22 protein-coding genes are annotated in these 22,377 nt (G+C 39.7%); 16 read left to right on the forward strand and 6 right to left on the reverse strand.

Annotated elements, in window-relative coordinates; all coding sequences use genetic code 11:
• The 8 genes from AN390_RS07025 (at window position 1) to AN390_RS07060 (ending at window position 7,224) form a co-directional block, all read left to right on the forward strand.
• Entirely contained in the window at window positions 1-786 is a 786-nt protein-coding gene (locus AN390_RS07025) for an enoyl-CoA hydratase (protein WP_055253520.1), read from the forward strand.
• Window positions 786-1,937: an enoyl-CoA hydratase/isomerase family protein gene (locus AN390_RS07030; protein ID WP_055253522.1), complete on the forward strand. Its 1,152-nt coding sequence runs from the start codon at window positions 786-788 to the stop codon at window positions 1,935-1,937. Before AN390_RS07025 ends, AN390_RS07030 begins: the two co-directional genes overlap by 1 nt.
• A gap of 10 nt (window positions 1,938-1,947) precedes the next feature.
• Window positions 1,948-2,847, forward strand: coding sequence for a 3-hydroxyisobutyrate dehydrogenase (gene mmsB / locus AN390_RS07035; RefSeq protein ID WP_055253524.1), 900 nt, complete (start codon window positions 1,948-1,950; stop codon window positions 2,845-2,847).
• A gap of 9 nt (window positions 2,848-2,856) precedes the next feature.
• Window positions 2,857-3,627, forward strand: coding sequence for an SDR family oxidoreductase (locus AN390_RS07040; protein WP_055253525.1), 771 nt, complete (start codon window positions 2,857-2,859; stop codon window positions 3,625-3,627).
• 517 nt (window positions 3,628-4,144) lie between these two features.
• Window positions 4,145-4,936 (forward strand): FRG domain-containing protein, encoded by a 792-nt coding sequence (locus tag AN390_RS07045; protein ID WP_055253527.1) that lies wholly within the window; start codon window positions 4,145-4,147, stop codon window positions 4,934-4,936.
• A gap of 155 nt (window positions 4,937-5,091) precedes the next feature.
• Window positions 5,092-6,036: a transposase gene (locus tag AN390_RS07050; protein ID WP_157686034.1), complete on the forward strand. Its 945-nt coding sequence runs from the start codon at window positions 5,092-5,094 to the stop codon at window positions 6,034-6,036.
• A gap of 415 nt (window positions 6,037-6,451) precedes the next feature.
• Window positions 6,452-6,763: a hypothetical protein gene (locus AN390_RS07055; RefSeq protein ID WP_055253528.1), complete on the forward strand. Its 312-nt coding sequence runs from the start codon at window positions 6,452-6,454 to the stop codon at window positions 6,761-6,763.
• Between the two features lie 95 nt (window positions 6,764-6,858).
• Complete coding sequence (locus AN390_RS07060; RefSeq protein WP_055253529.1) at window positions 6,859-7,224, forward strand: hypothetical protein; 366 nt, start codon at window positions 6,859-6,861, stop codon at window positions 7,222-7,224.
• Window positions 7,225-7,370: 146 nt separating this feature from the next.
• Here AN390_RS07060 and AN390_RS07065 read toward each other — a convergent pair whose 3' ends face one another.
• Both AN390_RS07065 and AN390_RS07070 read right to left on the reverse strand, forming a co-directional pair.
• The gene (locus AN390_RS07065) at window positions 7,371-8,402 is read right to left on the reverse strand and encodes a methionine synthase (RefSeq protein WP_055253531.1); all 1,032 of its coding nucleotides are present in this window, start codon (window positions 8,400-8,402) and stop codon (window positions 7,371-7,373) included.
• Window positions 8,403-8,431: 29 nt separating this feature from the next.
• On the reverse strand, window positions 8,432-9,406 hold the full coding sequence (locus AN390_RS07070) for a DUF1852 domain-containing protein (RefSeq protein WP_055253533.1): 975 nt from the start codon (window positions 9,404-9,406) through the stop codon (window positions 8,432-8,434).
• 556 nt (window positions 9,407-9,962) lie between these two features.
• On the opposite strand from AN390_RS07070, the gene AN390_RS07075 reads away from it, so the two are divergent.
• From AN390_RS07075 to AN390_RS07090, 4 genes are all read left to right on the forward strand, one after another.
• Window positions 9,963-10,976 (forward strand): DUF5924 family protein, encoded by a 1,014-nt coding sequence (locus AN390_RS07075; RefSeq protein ID WP_055253535.1) that lies wholly within the window; start codon window positions 9,963-9,965, stop codon window positions 10,974-10,976.
• A gap of 71 nt (window positions 10,977-11,047) precedes the next feature.
• On the forward strand, window positions 11,048-11,284 hold the full coding sequence (locus AN390_RS07080) for a hypothetical protein (protein ID WP_004586508.1): 237 nt from the start codon (window positions 11,048-11,050) through the stop codon (window positions 11,282-11,284).
• 17 nt (window positions 11,285-11,301) lie between these two features.
• Window positions 11,302-11,757: a hypothetical protein gene (locus AN390_RS07085; RefSeq protein WP_055253537.1), complete on the forward strand. Its 456-nt coding sequence runs from the start codon at window positions 11,302-11,304 to the stop codon at window positions 11,755-11,757.
• 76 nt (window positions 11,758-11,833) lie between these two features.
• Window positions 11,834-12,739, forward strand: coding sequence for a cation diffusion facilitator family transporter (locus tag AN390_RS07090; RefSeq protein WP_004586510.1), 906 nt, complete (start codon window positions 11,834-11,836; stop codon window positions 12,737-12,739).
• 12 nt (window positions 12,740-12,751) lie between these two features.
• Here the strand turns inward: AN390_RS07090 and AN390_RS07095 are convergent, their stop codons facing one another.
• Window positions 12,752-13,951 carry an Nramp family divalent metal transporter gene (locus AN390_RS07095; RefSeq protein WP_024032231.1) on the reverse strand — a complete coding sequence of 400 codons (1,200 nt, stop codon included), beginning with the start codon at window positions 13,949-13,951 and terminating at the stop codon, window positions 12,752-12,754.
• Window positions 13,952-14,380: 429 nt separating this feature from the next.
• Between AN390_RS07095 and AN390_RS07100 the strand changes: the two genes are divergently transcribed.
• Complete coding sequence (locus AN390_RS07100; protein WP_055253812.1) at window positions 14,381-15,181, forward strand: hypothetical protein; 801 nt, start codon at window positions 14,381-14,383, stop codon at window positions 15,179-15,181.
• A 162-nt stretch (window positions 15,182-15,343) separates the two neighbouring features.
• Window positions 15,344-16,003 carry an NADPH-dependent FMN reductase gene (locus AN390_RS07105; protein WP_055253539.1) on the forward strand — a complete coding sequence of 220 codons (660 nt, stop codon included), beginning with the start codon at window positions 15,344-15,346 and terminating at the stop codon, window positions 16,001-16,003.
• A 60-nt stretch (window positions 16,004-16,063) separates the two neighbouring features.
• Here the strand turns inward: AN390_RS07105 and AN390_RS07110 are convergent, their stop codons facing one another.
• On the reverse strand, window positions 16,064-18,079 hold the full coding sequence (locus AN390_RS07110; RefSeq protein WP_055253541.1) for a TonB-dependent receptor: 2,016 nt from the start codon (window positions 18,077-18,079) through the stop codon (window positions 16,064-16,066).
• Window positions 18,080-18,314: 235 nt separating this feature from the next.
• Here AN390_RS07110 and AN390_RS07115 point away from each other — a divergent pair, with 235 nt between their 5' ends.
• The gene (locus AN390_RS07115; RefSeq protein ID WP_055253543.1) at window positions 18,315-20,132 is read left to right on the forward strand and encodes a protein kinase domain-containing protein; all 1,818 of its coding nucleotides are present in this window, start codon (window positions 18,315-18,317) and stop codon (window positions 20,130-20,132) included.
• A 54-nt stretch (window positions 20,133-20,186) separates the two neighbouring features.
• On the opposite strand, the gene AN390_RS07120 is transcribed toward AN390_RS07115, so the two are convergent.
• Entirely contained in the window at window positions 20,187-20,711 is a 525-nt protein-coding gene (locus AN390_RS07120) for a hypothetical protein (RefSeq protein ID WP_095206734.1), read from the reverse strand.
• 23 nt (window positions 20,712-20,734) lie between these two features.
• Entirely contained in the window at window positions 20,735-21,733 is a 999-nt protein-coding gene (locus tag AN390_RS07125) for a YHYH protein (RefSeq protein ID WP_055253545.1), read from the reverse strand.
• 164 nt (window positions 21,734-21,897) lie between these two features.
• Here AN390_RS07125 and AN390_RS07130 point away from each other — a divergent pair, with 164 nt between their 5' ends.
• Window positions 21,898-22,329, forward strand: a complete 432-nt coding sequence (locus tag AN390_RS07130; protein WP_004586517.1) for a DUF3859 domain-containing protein — start codon at window positions 21,898-21,900, stop codon at window positions 22,327-22,329.
• Window positions 22,330-22,377: the final 48 nt, after the last annotated feature.

The following is a 22,377-nucleotide window of genomic DNA, read 5'->3' on the forward strand; positions in this document are numbered from 1 at the left end:
ATGTCACAATCTAACCCGAGTATTGAACTGACTACCGAAGGCCATGTTGCTATTTTAACTATGTCTAACCCACCAGCTAATACCTGGACAAAAGACACCTTAATTGATTTAAAAAACAAAGTTAACGAGCTTAATAACAACAAAAACATTTATGCCTTAGTGCTTACTGGCGAAGGCGAGAAGTTTTTTAGCGCCGGGGCCGATTTAAACGTATTTGCTAGTGGCGATAAAGGCGTTGCCGCTGATATGTCGCGTGTGTTTGGTGAAGCCTTTGAAGCACTGACTAATTTTACAGGGGTGTCGGTTGCGGCCATTAACGGTTATGCCATGGGCGGCGGGTTAGAAGTAGCGCTTGCGTGTGATATTCGTATAGCAGAAGAGCAGGCACAAATGGCACTGCCAGAGGCAAAAGTGGGTTTATTACCGTGCGCGGGTGGCACACAAAATTTAGCATGGCTTGTTGGCGAAGGCTGGGCAAAACGCATGATTTTATGTGGCGAGCGCTTAAAAGCCGATAAAGCCTTACAAATTGGCTTAGTAGAAGAAGTAGTCCCACAAGGGGAAAGCTTTGCAGCGGCATTAAAACTTGCCAATCAAGTAAGCGAACAAAGCCCAAGCTCGGTAGCTGCATGTAAAACGCTTATACAAAAAGGGCGCCATCAACCTATGGCAAGCGTATTGCCTCTTGAGCGTGAATTGTTTGTTGGGCTGTTTGATACACAAGATCAACAAGAGGGCGTTAATGCCTTTTTAGAAAAACGCCGCGCAAATTGGGTAAATGGCTAATGAGTAATTTAACGTTATTAAATAATGCCGATGACCCCGTGCTATTTGAAACGGCAAGTGCAGCAAACGGCAGCTTAATTGGGCTTATTACACTCAACGTACCTAAAGCATTAAACGCCCTTAATTTTGACATGATCAAATTACTTGAGCCGCAGCTGCGGGCTTGGCAAAGCGATGATGCAATTGCAATGGTATTGTTAAAAGGCGCAGGGGATAAAGCATTTTGCGCCGGTGGCGATGTAGTGAGTCTTCATCATGCAATGGCGCAAGGTAAACCAACAAGCTTAGTGGAAGACTTTTTTACCCTAGAGTACAAACTTGATTACCTTATTCATACCTTTGATAAACCAATCCTTGTTTGGGGTAATGGCATTGTTATGGGGGGCGGTTTAGGCCTAATGGCCGGTGCTAGCCACCGCGTAGTAACTGAAACATCGCGCATTGCTATGCCAGAGCAAACCATAGGCTTATACCCAGATGTAGGTGGCAGTTACTTTTTACATAAAATGCCACAAGGTGTGGGGCTATTTTTAGGGCTAACATCGGCCTCTATTAACTGTGAAGATGCACGTTTTGTATCGCTTGCCGATCACTTTATCGACAGCACTAAATATGATGCCATGCTAGCGCAAATTTTAGCGGCTAAGTGGGGCAAAACCGCAAGTTTAAATCATGAGCGTTTGACTAAATTATTAACTGATTTAGATAACCAATCTGCGCGTATGCCCAAAGGCAATATTAAAGCTAACTTAGCAACCATTCAAAAATTAGCTGAATTTAATACGCTGCAAGAACAAGTTGATTATATTTTAGGCCTAGCTACTGACGATAAATGGCTGCGACGCGCCCAAAAATCACTTAAACATGGTTGCCCACTAAGTTGCGCGCTAGTAAGTGAGCAGCTAAAAGCCAGTAAAGGCAAAAGCTTACTAGCGTGTTTTAAAATGGAGCTGGGTATGTCTGTACGCGCTGGCGAAGTAGGTGAATTTCAAGAAGGCGTAAGAGCACTATTAATAGATAAAGACGGCGCGCCTAATTGGCAATACAAAACACTGAGTGATGTACCACAACCCATAATAGAGAGCTTTTTTGCTAACCGTTTTAGCGAAAACCACCCTCTCAATGGCTTAGACACCCCAACACACACATAAAGGAAAGACGATGACTAAACTAAATATTGGTTTTATCGGCTTAGGTAATATGGGCGGCCCTATGGCGGCTAACTTAATTAAAGCCGGCCATAATGTTACAGCATTTGATTTAAACCAGTCGGTCTTAAATGAACTCGCAAGTAAAGGCGCACACGCAGCTGAAAATGCAAAAGCCTGTGCAACCAATGCCGATATACTTATTAGTATGTTACCTGCGGGCAAACATGTTAAATCACTTTATTTAGGCAATAACGACGATAGCGGCTTAATTAATGTGTTTAGCAAAAACACCTTAGTGATAGATTGCTCAACAATAGATGCAGAGTCGGCCCGTGTGGTTGGCAGCGCACTTGGCGAGCAGGGTATTAGCTTTGTAGATGCACCGGTATCGGGCGGTGTTGCTGGAGCAACCGCAGGCACGCTTACGTTTATTGTTGGTGGTAGTAAAGCCGCGTTCAATACCGCACAACCTGTGCTTAATGATATGGGTAAAAGCATATTTCATGCAGGCGATATTGGCGCAGGACAAGTTGCAAAAATATGTAACAACATGCTGTTAAGTATTTTAATGGCAGGTACGAGCGAAGCCCTGCAAATGGGTATTAATAATGGGCTAGATGCAAAAGTACTTAGCGACATTATGACTGCAAGCTCTGGCCGTAACTGGACCCTTGAACTTTACAACCCATGCCCAGGCGTAATGGATACAGCCCCTGCAAGTAACGATTACAAACCGGGCTTTATGGTCGATTTAATGGCTAAAGATTTAGGGCTTGCCATGGAAGCCGCGCAGCAAAGTAATTCTTCAACCCCAATGGGTTCAATGGCTAAAAATTTATACACTATGCTACAGCACCAAGGTGCTGGCAGTGATGATTTTAGCGCCATTTTTAAACTGTTTTCTAAGTAGGAGCAAGGCGTGGAAATTAAAAATAACACGGTAGTAATAACCGGTGGCGCACAAGGTTTAGGCTTTGCAATGGCGCAAAAATTTGCCCTTATGGGCGCTAACATCGCACTTATAGATATGGCGCAAGATTTATTAAACAACGCATGCGAGCAACTAACTCAGCTTGAAGGTGTATCTGGCACTATTAAAGGCTATGCCGCAAACGTAACTATTGAGAGCGAAGTAGAAAACGTATTTAATACTATTAACAACGATTTTGGCCACATTGGCGTGCTTATAAACAACGCTGGCATTTTACGCGACGGCATGTTTATTAAAGCTAAAGACGGCAAAGTGGTTAAAAAAATGTCCCTTGAGCAATTTCAATCAGTGATTGATGTAAATCTCACTGGCGTATTTTTAGCAGGGCGTGAAGCTGCAAGCCACATGATTGAATCAGGCAAAGGCGGCGTTATAGTTAATATGTCGAGCGTAGCGCGCGCGGGAAATATTGGGCAAACAAACTACGCGGCATCAAAAGCAGGCGTAGTGGCACTTACAACCACATGGGCTAAAGAGCTTGGCCGTTTTGGTATACGTGTAGGCGCTATTGCACCAGGTGTAATAAGCACCGCCATGACCGACGCCATGAAACCCGAAGCCAAACAGCGTATGCTTGCAGTAACACCCGTAGGGCGCTTAGGCGAAAGCGACGAAATTGCCCATACTGCACAGTACATAATCGAAAACGACTTTTTCACCGGTCGCGTGGTTGAAATAGACGGCGGTATTCGTTTGTAAACCGAACTGGGTTAAGATTGATTTAAAAAGCATGGCGCTTGTGGGCTGTGCTTTTTTGTTTTAAAAAATGCCTAATAAGAGTGGCTTTTGAACCACCTCTTTAAATAATAAGCTCAACCTCATTATTTCCCATTGTTGTTGGGTTCCTCATAGAGTTAAATCGAATAAACGAAGCTATCTAGTATAAATACGCTTTAATGGTACTTTTAGCATAACGCTTTAGATACATTTGTTCGGCTATCATAGTTAAAAAAGATGATTTCATGATATGAATCTCTAGTGAAAATCAACTGTATATATAGACAGTGCTTGTTGTTTTGTCCAATATTACTGATCTCCACCATTTCGGTGTATTTGTGCATTGATTAAAAATATTCTCCAGTTAACTAATTGTTTACAGGTGTTTATTTGATGGTTAAGATAAATGCACTGTAATATATGGACATTTGTCGGTTTATAAAACGACAAATGTCGTAGACAAAATTGTTAGGCTAATTATCAGAATTCAGGATTTACAATGGATGGAAGAAAAAAGTGGGAAGAAGCACCACTTATCAAAGGAATAAAAGAATATGAGTTATCACACTGGAAACATTTTTCTGATTTCATAAATAAAGAAATGCTTGATTACACGACCTACGTATATAGAGGGCACTCTTGTTACAAATGGAAATTAGAACCTACTTTAGATCGTTTTATAAAAGATCCTGAGTCATATCATAGAGAAGAACATCTTAATAAGTTCATGTATGAAACTCGGGGACGACGAGGTGCAAATCCAACCAAAATTGATAATGACAATGACTGGTGGGCTCTAGGGCAGCACCATGGTTTGTACACTCCTTTGCTAGACTGGACTGAATCCCCATTTGTTTCTTTATTTTTTGCTGCAAATAATGCTAGCTCAGAAAAAAGTAAATATATTGCTGTCTATGCCTTATCACAATCTTCAATAGACGAAAAAAATGAACTCATTAAAGCTGACGATAAAGTTAAAAAAATTAACGGTCATAAACCAACAGTTAAATTAGTTCGTCCACTGACTGATGAAAATAATCGACTGGTCAGCCAAAGAGGATTATTCACTCGTGGCCCCAATAATATGGATATCGAAAGTTGGGTTGAAAAATTCCAAACAGAAAATAGTGATACACATTACGAGTTAATAAAAATAAAAATACCTAAAAAAGGTCTTGAAGCTTGTTTACGATACTTAAACAGAATGAATATAAGTCATTCTACTTTATTTCCCGATTTATCAGGGGCTTCTGATTTTTGCAATACACATCTAACGATAGATAAGTATTAGCCTAACAAGTCGTCAAAGATAAAATAAATTAGACACCCAACTTAATTTTGCTCTTTTTAAAATTGAAGACTACGTTTTAATCAGTGTAAAAAACGAGCTGGGTGTCTTATGGCAATTGCAAGAAAGCGACAAGTAAGTTTGGTTGATACGTAAGTTTGGTTGATACAAAATACTACCATTGTATTTCACGGTGTGTTCGTCGTGCTTTTTTATGTGGGGAAGACCGTTTTACTGGTCAATCTTACGAGCATCGACGAGGGTGGGTTGAGGATAAGTTCCTTGAATTAGCTAAGGTATTTTGTATCGACGTGTGTGCTTATGCCGTTATGAGTAATCACACGCACTTAGTACTGTATGTAGATGATAAAAAAGCGAATAGGCTAAATGATAAAGCGATTATTATTCGCTGGCATAAACTCTGTAAAGGCACATTGTTAACACAAAAATACATACAGGGTGAAAAGCTAAGTAAAGTTGAACTTATCTTTTTTAATCAAACAGTAAAGCAATACCGAGAGCGCCTATCAAGTATCAGCTGGTTTATGCGGTTGTTAAATGAAAACATTGCTCGCAGAGCAAATAAAGAAGATAACTGCACAGGGCGTTTCTGGGAAGGTAGATTCAAATCTCAAGCACTTCTTGATGAAGCAGCACTTGCAGCCTGTATGGCCTATGTCGATTTAAATCCCATTAGAGCTAAAATGGCTAACAAACCAGAAGAATCAGACCATACCAGTGTACAAAATCGCTTAACATGCGCGGCAGAAGGTAAACAACCTAAGCAGTTACTACGGTTTGCAGGTATGCCACGTCAGATTATGCCTAAAGGGCTGCCGTTTGAGCTTAAATCGTACCTTGAACTCGTTGAGCTAACAGGGCGAATAATGCGAGAGGATAAGCTTGGGCATATAAATAATATGACCATTCCTTTGTTAGAAAGGCTTAATATATCGCCAGAAAACTGGTTAAAACTTACCACACAATTTACGCGCGTATTTCATGGTGCAGTAGGGAGGCCCACTTCACAAGCAAGTTACTGTGAAAATTTAAAGCGCAAACGGCGTTCAAATATTAGCAATTGCGAAAAGCTACTCGCATAAATTAAAAATTACTCAGTAAAAATTAAAACTGCAATCTTGCAGTTATTTTAATGCGTGTAATTCAGGTTTGAGAATGCCACTGACTTATTTATTGGATGAAATAAAAGTGACCAAGTAATAAAAAATTAATTCGGCACCCGAGGAGAATGTTTAGTAACATAGTTCAGTTCGCTGATTTATAGTGGGTGTCAGATTTAATACCCCTTTCACCCTAAATAAAAGCCACTCAAACACCCGTAATCCCTTCAAAACGCCAATTAAAACAAATATCAAACACTTTAATATTCTGCGTAAAAATACAGTAATCAATTGAACCAAAATAGGAACACAGCTATGGTTTGTTAATCAATAAAAACAAATTTAATAACGAGTTAATCTAAAGGCTCATCATATGCCTAAAAAGGAGTTTTAAACAATGAAGCTTTTTCTAATACCATTATCAATAGTTGTTCTTTGTTCTTGCGCTACAACATCAATTCCAGAAGCTACAAAAACGGAAATGGATAGTGATATAAAAAGATATCTAAATTATAGGAATCAGAAAGCATATGCAGTTGCCGTGGAAAAAGACGGCGCATGGGTAAGTGGCTATGGGTATGGATATCCGAATCAAGAACTCGCCAACAAAAGAGCTTTACTAGAATGCGAAGTACAAAAACAGTCTCGTAAAATTAGTGCAGACTGTTTTGTTCTTTATGAAGATGGACGTAGAAAAAACGGCATATAACAAAACGCTAAACACGTTCGCTGGGACAGTAACGCAGCGGCTCTTCGCAATTATGCAGCTACGTCACTGCTCGTTAGCTTTACAAGGAAAATTTGGTGTTTGATAGGATAAAAATAGCGATGTCAAAGGGGGTTTGGCACGCTTTAGCGGTAATCATAGTCATGCTATTAGCTGGGCCAGAAATAATGGTAAGTATTGAACTTATGGCCATGGTAGAAGTGCTTGGGGTTTCTACCTTTGTATTGATGTATCTCTCAGGTATCAAGCTGTTTTTCTCAAAGGTGTGGGATAAATATAAAAATTTTGAAAAGCATTCAGTTTTCTTTTTTCCAACTTTTCCTGTTTTTAAAAAAATGCCATCACTGATAGTTCATTCTATTCCTGAGCGGACTGTGGTTATTGGACTTCTTACGTTTATTACTGTTGCAATGATAATATTTTACATACAAATTTTAATTTAATTTAGTAAAGCTAATTAGCACCCTGAATCAACTTTGCTAAACATACGCTTGAGCTTGCAAGCCCCTTTGTAGCTATACGTATTAGCGCACTTAATTTTAAAAAAAATGCGCAGGTTTTAATTACATAGCTGGTTTTAAAGCAAGCTTTACTGCACTAATAGCTCTTTTCTTACTATTTCCGCGCCTTTGCTCAATGCATTAAGCTTAGCGTTTGCAACTTCGCGCGAAAGCGGGGCCATGCCGCAGTTTGTGCAGGGGTAGAGTTTGTCGGCATCTACAAACTGTAGGGCTTTGCGTAAAGTAGCGGCTACTTCTTCGGGTGTTTCTATTTCATTGGTGGCAACATCAATAGCGCCTACCATTACTTTTTTACCTCTGATCAGTTCAAGTAAGTCCATAGGTACGTGTGAGTTGTGACACTCAAGTGAGATAATATCAATATTTGATTGCTGTAATTTAGGAAAAGCTTCTTCGTATTGGCGCCATTCATTGCCAAGTGTTTTTTTCCAATCGGTGTTGGCTTTAATGCCGTAGCCATAACAAATATGCACAGCAGTTTCGCATTTTAACCCTTCAATTGCGCGCTCTAAACAGGCAATGCCCCAATCGTTTACTTCATCAAAAAACACATTAAACGCGGGCTCATCAAATTGGATAATATCTACGCCTGCGGCTTCTAGCTCTTTGGCCTCTTGGTTGAGTATTTTTGCAAATTCCCAGGCTAGTTTTTCGCGGCTTTTGTAGTGGTCGTCATAAAGTGTATCTATCATGGTCATTGGGCCGGGTAGTGCCCACTTTATAGGTTGGTTAGTTTGCGAGCGCAAAAACTTAGCGTCTTCTACAAACACAGGTTTTTGGCGGCTAACAGGGCCCACTACGCTTGGTACACTTGCATCGTAACGGTCGCGTATTTTTACCGTTTTTCGTTTTTCAAAATCAACACCGTTTAGGTGCTCTATAAATGTAGTTACAAAATGTTGGCGTGTTTGCTCGCCATCGCTCACTATATCAATACCAGCGAGTTGTTGTGAGTGAAGTGCAATGCGCAGGGCGTCTTTTTTGCCTTCAATAAGTTCGTTGTTTTGAAGCTTCCACGGCGACCAAAGGGTTTCTGGCTCTGCAAGCCATAAGGGCTTTGGTAAACTGCCAGCTGTAGATGTAGGTAATAATGTTTTCATAATAAGAGTGACCCTTTATTAAAATAAGGTTAGACGTTTGCTAATGTAAATTGCTCAAGCACTGATTTATACGGTTTTATAAAATGCTCTTCAGCAAACTTGCCTTGCTCGGCGGCTAATTTACTGCGCTCATCTCTGTCGTAAATAATTTGCGTGAGTGAGTGGTCGGCATTTTTTAAATTAGGCTTAAAGGCGTTACCCGCTTTGGCATTGGCGTTATAAATTTCTGGGCGATAAATTTTTTGAAAGGTTTCCATTGTGCTAATGGTGCTTATTAGCTCAAGGTTGGTGTAATCGTTTAGTAAGTCACCAAAGAAAAACAAGGCAAAAGGTGCGGTACTATTTGCAGGCATAAAGTAACGCACCTGTAGGCCCATTTTTTTAAAGTATTGCTCTGTTAACGAAGATTCGTTTGGTTGGTATTCAATACCTAAAATAGGGTGCTGGTTGGCAGTGCGATGATAGGTTTTGTTATCTGACACACTGAGGCATATAACCGGTGGCTTTTTAAAGTGTTGCTTATAGGTGTTTGAGCTTACAAACGATTGAAATAACTTACCATGCAGCTCACCAAAATTATCGGGAATACTAAATTGTGGTTTATTTTTATTATGTTGCTGAAGTAACACGCTAAAGTCGTAGTCGCGAACGTACGATGAAAAGTTATTACCAACAATACCTTCTATGCGCTTGTCTGTTTTGGTATCAATAATATTCGTTTTTAATATTTCTATAGAAGGAAAGCTTTGGCTGTTTTCATCTAAACCAATATCTACAGAAATAATCTCAAGCTCTACGCTGTAGCGCTCAGCGGTTGGGTTATCCCAATTAGCAAGGGTGTTAAAGCGGTTGTTGATCATATTTAGCGCTTTTCTTAAGTTTTGTTGGCGGTGTTCGCCTCGTGCTAAGTTTGCAAAATTAGTGGTAATACGGGTGTTTTCAGCGGGTTGGTAGTTTTCATCAAGGCGCTGACTTTTAATATTAAATGTAATGTTTTTTCTCATGGTGACTCTATCCATATTGTATATTTAAAACCTGAGCCTTTAGCGTGCTCAAAGAGTGGTTTTGTAATAAACAGGCTTAATGCTTATAAGCGCTGGCCGATGGATAATTTATACGTTGATTGGTGCTTTAATAAAAACGGTTTAATTTCACATAAAACATGAGTTTGATTCATTTATATAAATTAAATGTGTTACTGAAAGGATATAAACCTGTGTTTAGGCATGTAAAAAAATAGTGCAGCGTATAATTTATAGGTGCTTAGACGTCTAGATGTGTTTGTTGTGGTAAATTCACGTTAAGCATTAATAAAATTCAGGCACGGCTGTAACCCTTATTTTAATTAACGCTTAAAGTTACAGTTTTAAAAATTACTGTAGTTTTACGGCGAGTTATAGGCACTTATTAATTAAAAAAGCGGTTAAAAGGGAGTGGTTTTTAATGCAACAACTAACAATAATACCTGCAGGCATCTATGTGTTGTTCATCTAGGCTTAGTTACACTGATTTAACTAACTTGATAATAATAAAGTACATTATGTACGGACACTAAAATAAATGAACAAACTAAAAAATCTCATTACTCAATTTATAGTGGCAATGCAAAAGCGACCAGGGCTATTGGCTGTATTGGCGTTTTGCTCAGGTGTTGCAAGCTATGTAATGGTCGATAGAAAAGAGTCGTTCTCGCAGGTTATTGCCATTGTTTTACTGGTGAGCTGGTTTTGGTTGATCATCGACAACTGGCTACGCGATAAAGTAAAAGAGCGCTTTGGGGTAGCCGTATCTCCCAATGTAATGCGCTTTGCACTGCAAATGGTGCAACAAGAAAGCCTATTTTTTGCGTTACCGTTTTTTTTAGCGGTTACCCAGTGGGATCATCCACAAGCACTCTTTACATCGCTGATTATTATATGTGCCTTTATATCGGTAATAGATCCATTTTACTATAAAAAGTTAGCTAAAAACCGCACGCTGTTTACAGTATTTCATAACTTTGCATTATTTGTGGTTTTGCTTGTTACGTTACCTATTTTATTAAACCTAACTACGAGCCAAAGCTTAGCAATTGCGCTTGTAACCTCATTGCTTATTACTTTACCTAGCTTAACAAACTTAATGCCTGATGCGCGCTGGTGGCGTTTTCCTATTTTAGTTTTAATTTTATGCGTAATAAGCGCCGGGGTTTGGCAGCTTCGCAGCTTTGTACCGCCAGCAGCCCTGCGTTTAACCGATATTACCTTGGCACACAAAGTAGATGTTGAGCATAAAAAACCACTAGGTAGCATTGATACTCTTGATTTATATACACTTCATCATGAAGGGTTATACACATGGACCGCAGTAAAAGCGCCAAGAGGCCTAAATGAAAAAATATTTCATGTATGGATACACAATAAAAAAGAGGTCGACAGAATTACGCTCAATATTAATGGCGGGCGAAAACAAGGCTACAGAGCATGGACTCATAAAGTAAATTTTCCGCATGATGCTAAAGGTAAGTGGCAAGTAAAAGTGGTAACTGAGTCGGGGCAATTAATAGGACTTACGAAATTTATTGTTACACCTTAACGCTACAAATACGCTGATAATCAACTATAGATTTGATACGCTATTTTTACATTACTTAATGGATGAGTGTTATGAGCATTGCTTTAGATATTGTTATGTGGCTAATGATAGAAACCATTTTAGGGTTTATTTTGTACTCTACCGGCTGTGCAATTTTAAACGTATTCACCTTTGGTCAGTTTAAAGCTGACATTAAAGATTACATGAGCTTTAAGGCAAATAAAGCTAAAAACGTTTACCTAATATGTTTGCTTGGTTTTAGTTTTTACGCAGCGTTAATTGGTTTTGTTGCTTACCTAAGCCAATAACTTAGGTTTATAAATATATGAAGTTTAATAAGCTATTGGTTATAGCGGGGGTTTTAAGTTTTATAGCGTCACTCTTACATATTGCCTGTATTTTTGGCGGCCCTGATTGGTATCGCTTTTTTGGTGCTGGTGAGCACATGGCGCAGTTGGCTGAGCAGGGAAGTACGTATCCTACCTTTGTTACTTTAATTATATCAGCCATACTTGCTATATGGGGCATGTATGCGCTCTCTGGCGCAGGTGTTATTTTAAAGCTGCCTTTTTTAAAAACGGCTTTGGTATTAATAACAGGGGTTTATTTACTAAGGGGGATAGCAGGGTTAATCGCTCCTTTTGTAACAACCAGTCAGTTAATTCATCACAACTCAATTGTATTTTGGATTGTAAGCTCAATTGTGTGCAGTATTTATGGGCTGTTTTATTTATTGGGTACACTTAAACTTTTCCGAACACATACCTCATTAACCTTATAAATTAAACACAGCGAGCGCTAAAAATAGATTTTTCACAGCTCAGGTTAATCAAGTTATTTACTATGTAAGGAGCAACATGAGTCACGATCACAGCCATCATATTAGTCACTATAATCGCGCGTTTGCTATAGGCGTTTTACTCAATCTTATATTTGTCGTGATAGAAGCCGGGTACGGTTTTTTTGCCAACTCCCTCGCGCTTTTAGCCGATGCAGGACATAACCTAAGCGATGTGGTTAGTTTATTACTTGCGTGGGGGGCAAATGTTTTGGCAAGTAAAGCCGCTACCGACAAGCGCACCTTTGGCTATAAAAAATCAACGGTGTTAGCGTCTTTAATGAGCTCTGTTTTACTTATGGCTGCCCTTGCTAGCATAGCTTGGCATGCCATAGAGCGTTTTGAAAACCCTCAGCCGGTTACAGGCATGACGGTTATAGTGGTTTCGCTTATTGGTGTGGTAATTAACACCTTAACTGCGTTGTTGTTTGTGCAAGGGCAAAAGCACGATTTAAATATTAGAGGTGCCTTTTTACATATGGCGGCCGATGCAGCGGTGTCTTTAGGTGTGGTAATTGCCGGCATTGTTATTTTATTTAAAAACTGGCAATGGGTAGACCCTGTTGTAAGTTTGAGTATTGTAGTGATTGTGTTTATTGGCACATGGGGATTATTTAAAGACTCGCTTAATTACGCCACAGACGCCGTACCCAAAAATATTAGTATAGAAAAATTAAAGCAGTATTTTTTAAGTATTGAGCATGTAACAGGAGTGCATGGGCTACGTGTGTGGCCACTAAGTACCACAGAGTCTGCGCTTATTGTTCACTTAGTAACTGACAACAACGCATTAAATAACGACTTTTTAATTGAAGTACAGCACCATTTACATGACCACTTTGACATTGAACACGCCACCATTCAAGTTGAAAGCAGCCAAGGCAGCGCAGGTTGTATGTTTAACCATGGGCATGCCCATGGTTAAACGTAATTGGTTTTAAAAAATTAACCCTGATAGCTTGTAACAACTTAACGAAAAAATGAGTAGTAGCACGGGTAATATAACCACATTTAAAAGTGTTGAGTTGGTGTATTTTCCCATGACTGATTTTTGATTCACTAACCACACCAAGTACGCGGTAATGATGGGTAGTAGTAATCCATTTGCAGCTTGTGCAAATATAATTACCGCAACAGGGTCAAGCCCGAGTGAGGCCACAAATGCACCAAAAGCTAAAATAGTAATGGCGACTGTTTTAAAACGGGTGTTACTCATTTCGCTTGACCAACCAAGCATGCCACATACCGCATACGCGCCTGCTAATGGTGCTGTTATTGCGCTGGTTAATCCTGCGGCAAATAAGCCAATAGCAAAAAAGTAATGCGCTGCTTCGCCAAGTAAAGGCTCAAGTTGCACGGCCATATTTGCTGCACTAATTTTACCGGCATCGGTGCCATAAAAGGCAACAGACGCGGTTGATAAAATGGCAAGGGTGATCACCCCACCGAGCGTAATTGATAAACCTGTATCTAAGTTAGTTTGTTTAATAACAGTGTCTTTATCACTTTTAGAATGATCTTGCGCTGCTAAAACACCAGAGTGCAAAAATAAGTTATACGGTACAATGGTTGTGCCAATGAGGGCCAATACCGTTGTAATTGAGCCACTTGGCATTGTAGGTATAAACCCAGCGAGTACTTTAGCCATTGGTGGCGCAGCCATAATTAGGGTAGATATAAATACCAGGCTCATAAGAATCACCAGCAGTATTAATGCATTTTCTACCACTTTGTGCTTACCACTGTATAAAAGAATAGCGCTACATACGGCAATTAACGGCGTCCATATTTGTGCACTTACCCCTGGGAAAATACCAACTAGCCCCATACTTGCACCACTGAGGTTTCCGGCTTCATATGCAGCGCTACCTACACCAATAGCACTTATTACTAAAAAACTAGCAAGCGCTTTAAGATAAGGGGTTTTAATGTGTGCACGTAACGCTTGTGCTAAATCTTGCCCTGTTGCTACTCCTAATCGAGCAGCCATAGACTGCAACAAAATAGTGGCAATAACCGAAAAAAGTAATGTCCAAATTAATGCAAACCCAAAGTTTGCACCGGCAACACTTGCCGTTGTGATTGTTCCGGGGCCAATAAATGCGGCTGTTACAAGTAATCCTGGGCCAAATCGCATACTGTTACCTTAATATTTGCTTTTAAATTTAGAACAACGTTTTATTACGTTGAACCTAGATTGCTGCCACTTTACGTGCCATGCAGCGAGAGCCCCACCTTGGCTAATTAACCTTACACTCTGGGTAATTATTTTAATATGATTATCAAAAAGCCGCGTAGGATACCAACTTATATATAGATTTAAAGAGCCAAACGCTTACCTGCTTGTTAATTGCACAATATGCGCGAGTTATATTTATAAATCAGCCATGTGCGTTGTTGGTTTCTCATTTTTATCCTACCTTATAGATTGTAAAATGAGCAAGTTACTTAGTTTTTTAATGATATGAGCCATTTTTTAAATAAATTGTTTAAAAAGGCATCTTTTTATTGCTGAGCTTCGTTAAATAGCACTATTATGCGCAACTTTTTGGTTTTGGACCTTTTAATGAAAACTAATTTAAAAATCTCTCACTTGATCTGCATTATGTCGCTGGCTTTAGGTACGAGTAAAAGCGCTGCGAATGAATCGCTACACGAGCTTGAGGTAGGTGTAGGGGGTAATATAAAAAGCGTTGCCCACCCTGATCACGAAAATGAAAAATTAAATATTCATATTCATCCTTTATGGGAAAGCCATTATGTGACAGAAGGGCGCGATAACTTGCCCGGTAGCGCTTTAGCCTCTATTGCGGGCGAAATAAATTACAATGACTTTACGTTTATCCCTTGGTTAGCAACAGGCACTGATAATGACTACGATGAGCTAAATTTAAATGCGATTTATTCGACTGAGCTTGCAGAGCACCTAACTTTATATGCAGGTTACAACCATATAAAAGCACGCGAGGAAGGAGTAAATTCCCATGATAATGAGCTTAGCCTCGATATAAGCTATGCATATGATTGGGATATACATGCAATGGCGAGTATTTACCACTCGTTATCGCTCAGTGGCTCTTTTATAGAGCTGGCAATTACAAAAGAGTATGCATTTAGTGATTTAATGCGATTGGAGCTGCAAACTGCGGCGGGTTTTAATAGTGGTTATGTAAGCGATGGCCACAATGGCCTTAATAACGTAAAACTTGCTGCTAATTTATCTTATCAACTATTAAATAATGTCATGCTATCTGGCTATGCCAGTTACAGCGTTGCAATAAACAAAGATGCTGCACACTATAGCGGTGATGAACATTTACGCTCCTTATTTTGGGCAGGGTTTGGTGTTAGTTATCAATTTAATTGAGGGTAGGCTTGGCGTTAGCGTTAAAGCGTAAGTGATGGGTGCCACCCTTATTAATTTTTGTTTAGAGTTCAAAAAATTGTGCAAACAAATATAAGCCTCGCATTTTTAATATGTTTTAGGTTTAAGGTATAGTGGGTACAACACTCAATTAAAGAGGCTTTTATGAAATTTTTAGTTTTTTTAGGCACCGTTAGAGATAGCACACCCCCTAAGCCAGCACGATTAGGAGAGCGAGTAGCTGAGTCATGCCTCAAATGTTTAAACCAGCGCTACAGCGAGCACGAGTTTGAGCTTATAGACGCGCTCGACTTTCCTTCAGAAGATGTATTTAAACCTCATTTTGCCTATGCAAAAAGCCAAGCTCCAGCACATTTAACAGCCTTAGCAGATAAAATTACCCAAGCAGATGGCTATATAATGGTAAGCCCAGAGTACAATCATAGTATGAGCCCGGCATTAGCTGATTTGCTAAACCATTTTGGCAGCTCGTTGTTCTCGTACAAGCCAAGCGCTATTGTCACCTATTCGGCAGGGCAATGGGGAGGATTACGTGCGGCAATTAGTTTACGTACCTTTTTATCTGAACTTGGGTGTTTACCTGTCTCTGCAATGGTTCATGTACCAAAGGCGCAAGAGGTGCTAAATAGCGATGGTTCAATGCAAGAGGGTGAAGAAGAAAAATCGTGGTTTAATTATTATTCGCGTACTTTTAGCCAACTGATGTGGTGGGCACAGGCGAGCAGCCAACATAGTAAAAACGTAGATCCCCACGCTATGTTAAAAAGTTTTAAAACAGAGCCATCTCAGCGAAATGCACCTTAAAAAATGTATTAAGGTGCGCCTTTATATGTATACTGTTTTTATATACAGTCTTTTGCTCGGTTAAAACAATAAGCTAATTGATAAGCGGGCTGTGCGAGGCTCAATAGGATGAAAGTGGTTATCTTCTACACCTTGTGCAGGCTCGCCCGGTAAGCGCGAAGCGTAGTAGTAATCTATATCGTGATCGTTACTATCAAATAAATTCAGTAGTTCAAAATCGACTTTCCAGTGAGTTTGTTTATAGCTAATAGCACTATTAACTACCGTTAATGGTTCAGAGCGAATATCACCAGAGTCAGAAAGCATCCGTTTACCTATGTGGCGTACTCTAAATGATGATTGCCACATTTGACTTATATGCCAATTTAAACCTGCACTTGCAACAACAGGTACTGCGCCTTCTATATAGTTCTTGTCAGAGTTTATATTTAATCTTGAACGAGTAAACGAGGCTTCCATGTCTAGGCTAAAGCGTTCATTAATCCAGTAATACGCGCTTAGCTCTAGACCATAACGTTTTGATGCATCACTGGGCTCTGTATTACCCGCATCACCTACAAATAAAAGCTCTGAGTCGAGTGTAAGCCACCATAAAGCGGCGGATAAATTAACGTTTTGATCATCAGCAAAACGCAGACCTACTTCAGCACCTTCACTTTTTACCAGTAAATCTACTTTTTCGGCATTTTGTTGGCTAACAGGGTCAATATTAATGGTAGTGCCGCGGGCATCGTTTGAATGGAACGACTGCCCCCAGTTTGCATAAGCCGCTAACAAATCGGTAAATTTATAATTTAAACTGCCTTTAAAGTTAACTAAATCGTCGTTTGCTTTGCCAGAATTTACCCGTGTGATACTGCTTACATCGGTATCAAAATAGTCGTACCGTACGCCTGCTGTTGCCTCTAATTTAGGTGTAAAAAGTATTTTTGTTTGCCAATAACTCGAATAGCTTGTTTGTTTTATGGCATCTTGTCTTATTGTATTGAGTCTCTCTCGCGCTTTAGTGTTATAAAGTCCTACCTTGTCTATATAGTCATGGCGAACCTCAAGCCCAGCAGTGTGCTGCATATTTAAACCAGCAGTAAGGGAGTCAAATTGATAACTTAGCTCACCACCATAAATAGTGCGGCTATCTTGTTGGTTAAACTGATCGCCATTTATAGGGTCGTTTAAAAAATAGCTAAAGTTAGAAAACAGTGTTAAATCGTAATTTATGGCATAAATACTGGTTTTTATATGCTTGCCTTGCCAAACACTTGATAGGCTATAGCGACTCGAACTCCCCCCAAGGGTGGTATCAAGCGACCCTAAGGGTGACGTTATATTTTGTGACACTGCGCGCTGTGGAATTTGATCGGCTGATTGCCATGTGTTGTCGTAGGCCATTGCTGTAATAGATAAATCTCCATTTAAAGCTTTGCCAACATAACGAAGTAGGGCATTTTTTTTATTTACGTTTTCGTTTATATCATCCCATGGGCCATCGTAGCCTTGCCACTCAGCTGCTGCTATTAACTTGGCATTAGATACATCAACTGCACTAAGCACTACTGCACGTTTATAGTTATCTTCACCAATGCTTAGCTCTATTTGCTTGTGCTTTAAGTTATTAGCTAAATTAAATTGCGCACTCCCCGCACTTGAAAAGTCCCCTTGTGTAGCGCTGTATGATCCTTTTTGGTAATTAATAGTTGAAATAGCTTCTGGAATAATAAAATTAAGATCGGTATAACCTTGCCCGTGTCCATGGCTTCGCATATTTATGGGCATGCCCTCAATGCTGGTGGCAAAGTCGGTGCCATGATCTAAATTAAAGCCTCTAATAAAGTATTGATTAGCCTTACCCGAGCCACTATGTTGTGTAACCGCCATGCCTGGAATAAGCTCTAACATTTCGGCGCTTCTGAGCATGGGGCGCTGCTGTATTTCTCCTTGACCAATGATACCGCTTGAGGCACTGATAGACTCGCCAATTAAACCATCTCTATGCCCATAAACAGTAAGGGTCTCTATATTAGCGTAGGTGCTAATGCTATATAACGTGCTCAGTGTAAGTAAAGCTAATCTCTTCATCGCTAAAATCCCTATGTATTTACTATCTAAAATAAGCAGATAATTTAAATACGGCTTAGCTAATCGATTGGATGCAACATTTGTTAGCAAGGTGTAATAGTGCATGTTTAGCACTTGGCTAGTTAGCTTTTTAGGTATTAGTAAAAACTACCTAGTGAGTATTGTAATCTGGCTATATAACACTAATAATCATGTGGCTAACTCACTATTTAACCTATAAAACAAAGAGCCTGTATTGAAAGCCAAAGAAATTCGCAATTTTTATATTAACGAAGAGCAATCTGTTTATTTGCTGTCACATAGAGATGCCAAAAAACACCGTCAATGGCTTAATATTTGTATTAAACAACTGAGTGCGCTTGGGTATAAAAATGTAGAGATGATTGGCTCAGGCGCGTTTGGTTTTGTGTTTGCTGGCAATGACGAAAATGCCTTACCTTGGGTATTTAAGTTCTCGCGTATTACGCTTGCCCAAAGCGTGCGCGACCGCCTAGAAGACGAAGCGTATATGCTCTCGCAAATTAATAACCCCCTAGTGCCCAGCTTTTATGCTTTTGAGCGTATAAAAAAGCAAGGAATTTTAATGATGGCCCGTGCCATTGGAGAAGACCTTGAAAAAGTATCGCTAAAAAAAGGGCGTTTTAGTGCCGCCCATATTATGCAATTAGCGGTGCGGCTGCGTAATGTATTAATTGATTTGCGTAATCATAAAAATGGTTTAACCCCTCAACCTATAGTGCATGGCGATATTAAACCTTCTAACTTAGTATGGGATGAGCAAAGCGATGCGCTGTCTTTAGTTGATTGGGGAAGCTCTGTTTACGCACAGGTTGATAGTAAGGGTGAGCCTATAGCCAGTAATTTTATGGATTTAATGTCGGGAGATTTAAGCACTACTAATGCCAGAATGGGCGATGTGTATTTTATAGGTGATGCGCAAATGTCGGGTGAGCAGTCATCACCACGCTTTGATGAACAAGGCGTGGCTTCTACCTTATATGCACTTGCCTCCGCTCAGTCGTGTCGTTTTGGTGCGCAAGCCATTCCTGCAAGCTCGCTTGGCTTACCCAAAGAGCTTGCCAATGTAATTGATGGCATGCTGTCTAAAAATAAAACCATACGCGATGGCGCAGGCGATTACTTTATCCGTAACATTACTAAAATGGCTCAGGCGTATTTACCCGAGCTTAAAAAAGCAGAACCTCGTCCTGCTATTCCGTATTGGTTTGGCAAAGGCGATAAGCCCGACACCGTAGTATATAGCTCGCGCAAACAGTTTTTACGACAAGCCGATCATAATCAGCAATTGCTTGATGTAAACGATGCTCAATTAGACCGCTACTATAAAGAGTTTTTGTTTGATACCGGCGATACCGAAAAAGCCTTTTTGGCCTCAATTAGCCGCCTAGCTAAATACCCAGTAGTGGGTGGATTGAGTTTTCATTGGAAAGATGAGTCGTTGTTTGTTGAGTCATCGCTTATTATGCATGATGAAAGTTTAAAAACAGCCTTTACCGATGCCATTAATAATACCGTGATGCTTGCTCAAGCAATAAGTCAAAAAGGTTTATTTAAGTGTTGTTTATTTGATGCGCGTAAAACCATTCAATTAGAGCGAGATGGAACCGGGGCGTTTAAGTTTGATAACCTCCCTGAGCTTGATTATGAAGTGGTCAGTATGAAGGCAAACGAAATTGCACGTCCACATTCTTACTTTGAAGACGGTAAAGACCCTGATGAGCAGCTACAACTGCCTAAAAAAGTGATTAGATGCGTGTTTGAGTTAAACCAAATTCATCATACTGGCTGTATTATATTTGAAGCCCTGCCAGATAGAATGAAAATACACCATTACTATCGCTTACTCGATGAAAGCAAAGAAGTAGAGTTTAAACGGTTACTTAATAAATTAATGCAGTATGCAGTTAACATTACTGATGTGGGGGTAGCAGGATTTATGAAGCTTCCTTATAAAAACACTCGCGAATTTTCGCTTTGCGAAAAACAACCAGAGAATTTCTTTCCTAAAAATCCAAAATTATTAGCGCAATAAATTAAAAAAGGGCAGCTTAATATTAAGTCTGCCCTTGGCTACTTAATTGTTAGTTTAAAACACTGTGCTAAAAGGCGTACGCGGTGTTAAGGCAAACTGATGAGTCATTTTTTGCTGTTTGTTAGTGGCGGTAATGTGGTACTTATTAAAATCAGAATTTTGACTAAATAACCTAACGTTTAATTTTAGCTGTGCGCTTATACCAGGCACTGTATATCGGCCCGTAATCGTTATGTACTCAATGTTATTAGTATCAGTATGCGACACTTCAGGGTTTAGTAATAAGCCCTCTAAAGAAAACTTATAATGATGATCGTTTAAATAAACCCCTCGCATTATGGTTTTGCTGATTTGCTTTTTATGGGCGTTAAATTCCTCCATAGATACTTTTTTATTTAAATCATCATCAAGGTTATTAAATGCAGAAATAGGCAGCGAGAGCACAATAAAGGCATGGTTATCAATCACGTTTAATGTTCCGTGTTGAGCCACCATTAAATGTGCATAAACAACCGGTGCTATAACAATGTTGGCCACTAAAATAAGCGCAACAAGTGCTTTTTTATGTAATTTCATCATGGTCACTTTGCCTATAAGTAAATTTATAGCTCGCCTTTAACACAGCGTTGAAAAAACGGATAAGTATCGGTTGCATAGTAATGGTATATGCCTTGTGGAAATTCAGGGGTAACACCAAAGCGCCCGTTACACTCATCTAAATCGCCAGAGCCAGCTACATACTCCCAATCTTGTGCAAAAGTCCCCAGTGGATAAATATCGGTAGAAGGGCGGTTATCGCTCACAGTACTAATATGTTGGTAGCTACCTGTCATCACTTTAAGTGACGAACTTGCATCATCTGCGGTGCTATAGCCATAACGCGCATAAATAGGAAACCCATCAGCCGCCCATGCAATTAGAGTCATTGTTGAGCTGTTGCCGCCTCTAAGGGAGATAAACCCCTCAGGCATGCCATGATAATGATATGTGCCATCGGGCTGTACGTGTGCGTTGTTATCGTCAGTACCAAAACTAAAAAAGGTATCTTGGCTTAGTGCTTCAATACTCCAGTTGCCACTGTTATCGCCAAGCGAGCAATTATCGCCAGAGTCATCACAACTGCCGCCGGTACCAGCATCAATTTTAACGCCATTTAGTACTATGCCTAACACGCCTCGAGGGCCGCCCATTAAGGTTGTTGTATCGCTTTGTTCAGGCGTTAACGTAAAGCTCTCACTCACTGTTTGCTCAGAAATAGTGTTTGGATTATCGGGGTTAGGAAACGTGCCCACATCATGATCGGGAATGCCATTAGCAACTACATCGCGTGTTGTACCTGTGCATGCCCAATCAGCAGAGCTGGTGGTTTGCACTGATGTTGAGTCGTTGTATCCATTGTAACTGTATTCACATAGCACTTGCTCGGTTGAGCTGGTGCCACTTGTTGCTGTTGTACTGTCACTGCTTGAACGTGTACTTTCATCAGTGGCGGTTGTTAGATTTTGCTCATCACTGCCACATGCAACAAGAGAAGAAATTGCTGCGCTTAATAACAATATTTTTAATAGTTTAACTTTATTACAGAGAGAGTGATTCATCATACACAGTCAATTAAGTACTAATTGCCGCTATTTTTGATCTTAAATGTGCAAGGAATGTGCAAAAATAAATCAACATTGAGTATGTTTGTTAATCAGGTGATTTTACTTAAGCTGCATGTATTATAAAATCAGTGCATTAACAGCCTAAAGTAAAGAATGGTGTAATGGCAAAATCAAAACCTGAGGTGTCGATTCAAAGTTGTGGGATTTATTCTACCTGGGATAGCAAAAGTAAAGCATTGCCACAAATTGAGCAATTTACTACCAATGTAATTGCCAAGCTTGATGTTGAATTTGGTTTAATAATTAATATTAAAAAAGCAAAAGGCGAAAAACTTCACTTTTGTATTTATCACCCCGATATACCAGACAGTAATGGCGAAATAATGCCGCCCTTTGAAGGCGTTGAATACATTAAAGAGAACGACTGGCAATTTTATTTAGGTGATACGCTGTGGGAGCCTATTGAAAATAAATTAGGTGATTGGCGAATGACACTCACCCTAAATAATAAAATTATTGCCGATAAAACATTTAACGTTGCACTTGAAGAGCAAGGCTCTGTTAATGATTTTTGGCGTAAACGAGGTTACTAAGTCCTAAAATTGCAGAGCTAAAAAAAGCCAATATACATTGGCTTTAAA

This window comes from Pseudoalteromonas sp. P1-11, from assembly GCF_001399995.1.
In the GTDB taxonomy this organism is placed as follows: Bacteria; Pseudomonadota; Gammaproteobacteria; order Enterobacterales; family Alteromonadaceae; genus Pseudoalteromonas; species Pseudoalteromonas atlantica.

What these genes read in the sequence shown, in the direction of transcription:
- AN390_RS07025 (WP_055253520.1), top strand. Translation starts at nt 1, where the DNA reads ATGTCACAATCTAACCCGAGTATTGAACTGACTACCGAAGGCCATGTT.
- AN390_RS07030 (WP_055253522.1), top strand. Translation starts at nt 786, where the DNA reads ATGAGTAATTTAACGTTATTAAATAATGCCGATGACCCCGTGCTATTT.
- mmsB (WP_055253524.1), top strand. Translation starts at nt 1,948, where the DNA reads ATGACTAAACTAAATATTGGTTTTATCGGCTTAGGTAATATGGGCGGC.
- AN390_RS07045 (WP_055253527.1), top strand. Translation starts at nt 4,145, where the DNA reads ATGGATGGAAGAAAAAAGTGGGAAGAAGCACCACTTATCAAAGGAATA.
- AN390_RS07055 (WP_055253528.1), top strand. Translation starts at nt 6,452, where the DNA reads ATGAAGCTTTTTCTAATACCATTATCAATAGTTGTTCTTTGTTCTTGC.
- AN390_RS07065 (WP_055253531.1), bottom strand. Translation starts at nt 8,402, where the DNA reads ATGAAAACATTATTACCTACATCTACAGCTGGCAGTTTACCAAAGCCC.
- AN390_RS07070 (WP_055253533.1), bottom strand. Translation starts at nt 9,406, where the DNA reads ATGAGAAAAAACATTACATTTAATATTAAAAGTCAGCGCCTTGATGAA.
- AN390_RS07075 (WP_055253535.1), top strand. Translation starts at nt 9,963, where the DNA reads ATGAACAAACTAAAAAATCTCATTACTCAATTTATAGTGGCAATGCAA.
- AN390_RS07080 (WP_004586508.1), top strand. Translation starts at nt 11,048, where the DNA reads ATGAGCATTGCTTTAGATATTGTTATGTGGCTAATGATAGAAACCATT.
- AN390_RS07085 (WP_055253537.1), top strand. Translation starts at nt 11,302, where the DNA reads ATGAAGTTTAATAAGCTATTGGTTATAGCGGGGGTTTTAAGTTTTATA.
- AN390_RS07090 (WP_004586510.1), top strand. Translation starts at nt 11,834, where the DNA reads ATGAGTCACGATCACAGCCATCATATTAGTCACTATAATCGCGCGTTT.
- AN390_RS07095 (WP_024032231.1), bottom strand. Translation starts at nt 13,951, where the DNA reads ATGCGATTTGGCCCAGGATTACTTGTAACAGCCGCATTTATTGGCCCC.
- AN390_RS07100 (WP_055253812.1), top strand. Translation starts at nt 14,381, where the DNA reads ATGAAAACTAATTTAAAAATCTCTCACTTGATCTGCATTATGTCGCTG.
- AN390_RS07105 (WP_055253539.1), top strand. Translation starts at nt 15,344, where the DNA reads ATGAAATTTTTAGTTTTTTTAGGCACCGTTAGAGATAGCACACCCCCT.
- AN390_RS07110 (WP_055253541.1), bottom strand. Translation starts at nt 18,079, where the DNA reads ATGAAGAGATTAGCTTTACTTACACTGAGCACGTTATATAGCATTAGC.
- AN390_RS07120 (WP_095206734.1), bottom strand. Translation starts at nt 20,711, where the DNA reads ATGATGAAATTACATAAAAAAGCACTTGTTGCGCTTATTTTAGTGGCC.
- AN390_RS07125 (WP_055253545.1), bottom strand. Translation starts at nt 21,733, where the DNA reads ATGATGAATCACTCTCTCTGTAATAAAGTTAAACTATTAAAAATATTG.
- AN390_RS07130 (WP_004586517.1), top strand. Translation starts at nt 21,898, where the DNA reads ATGGCAAAATCAAAACCTGAGGTGTCGATTCAAAGTTGTGGGATTTAT.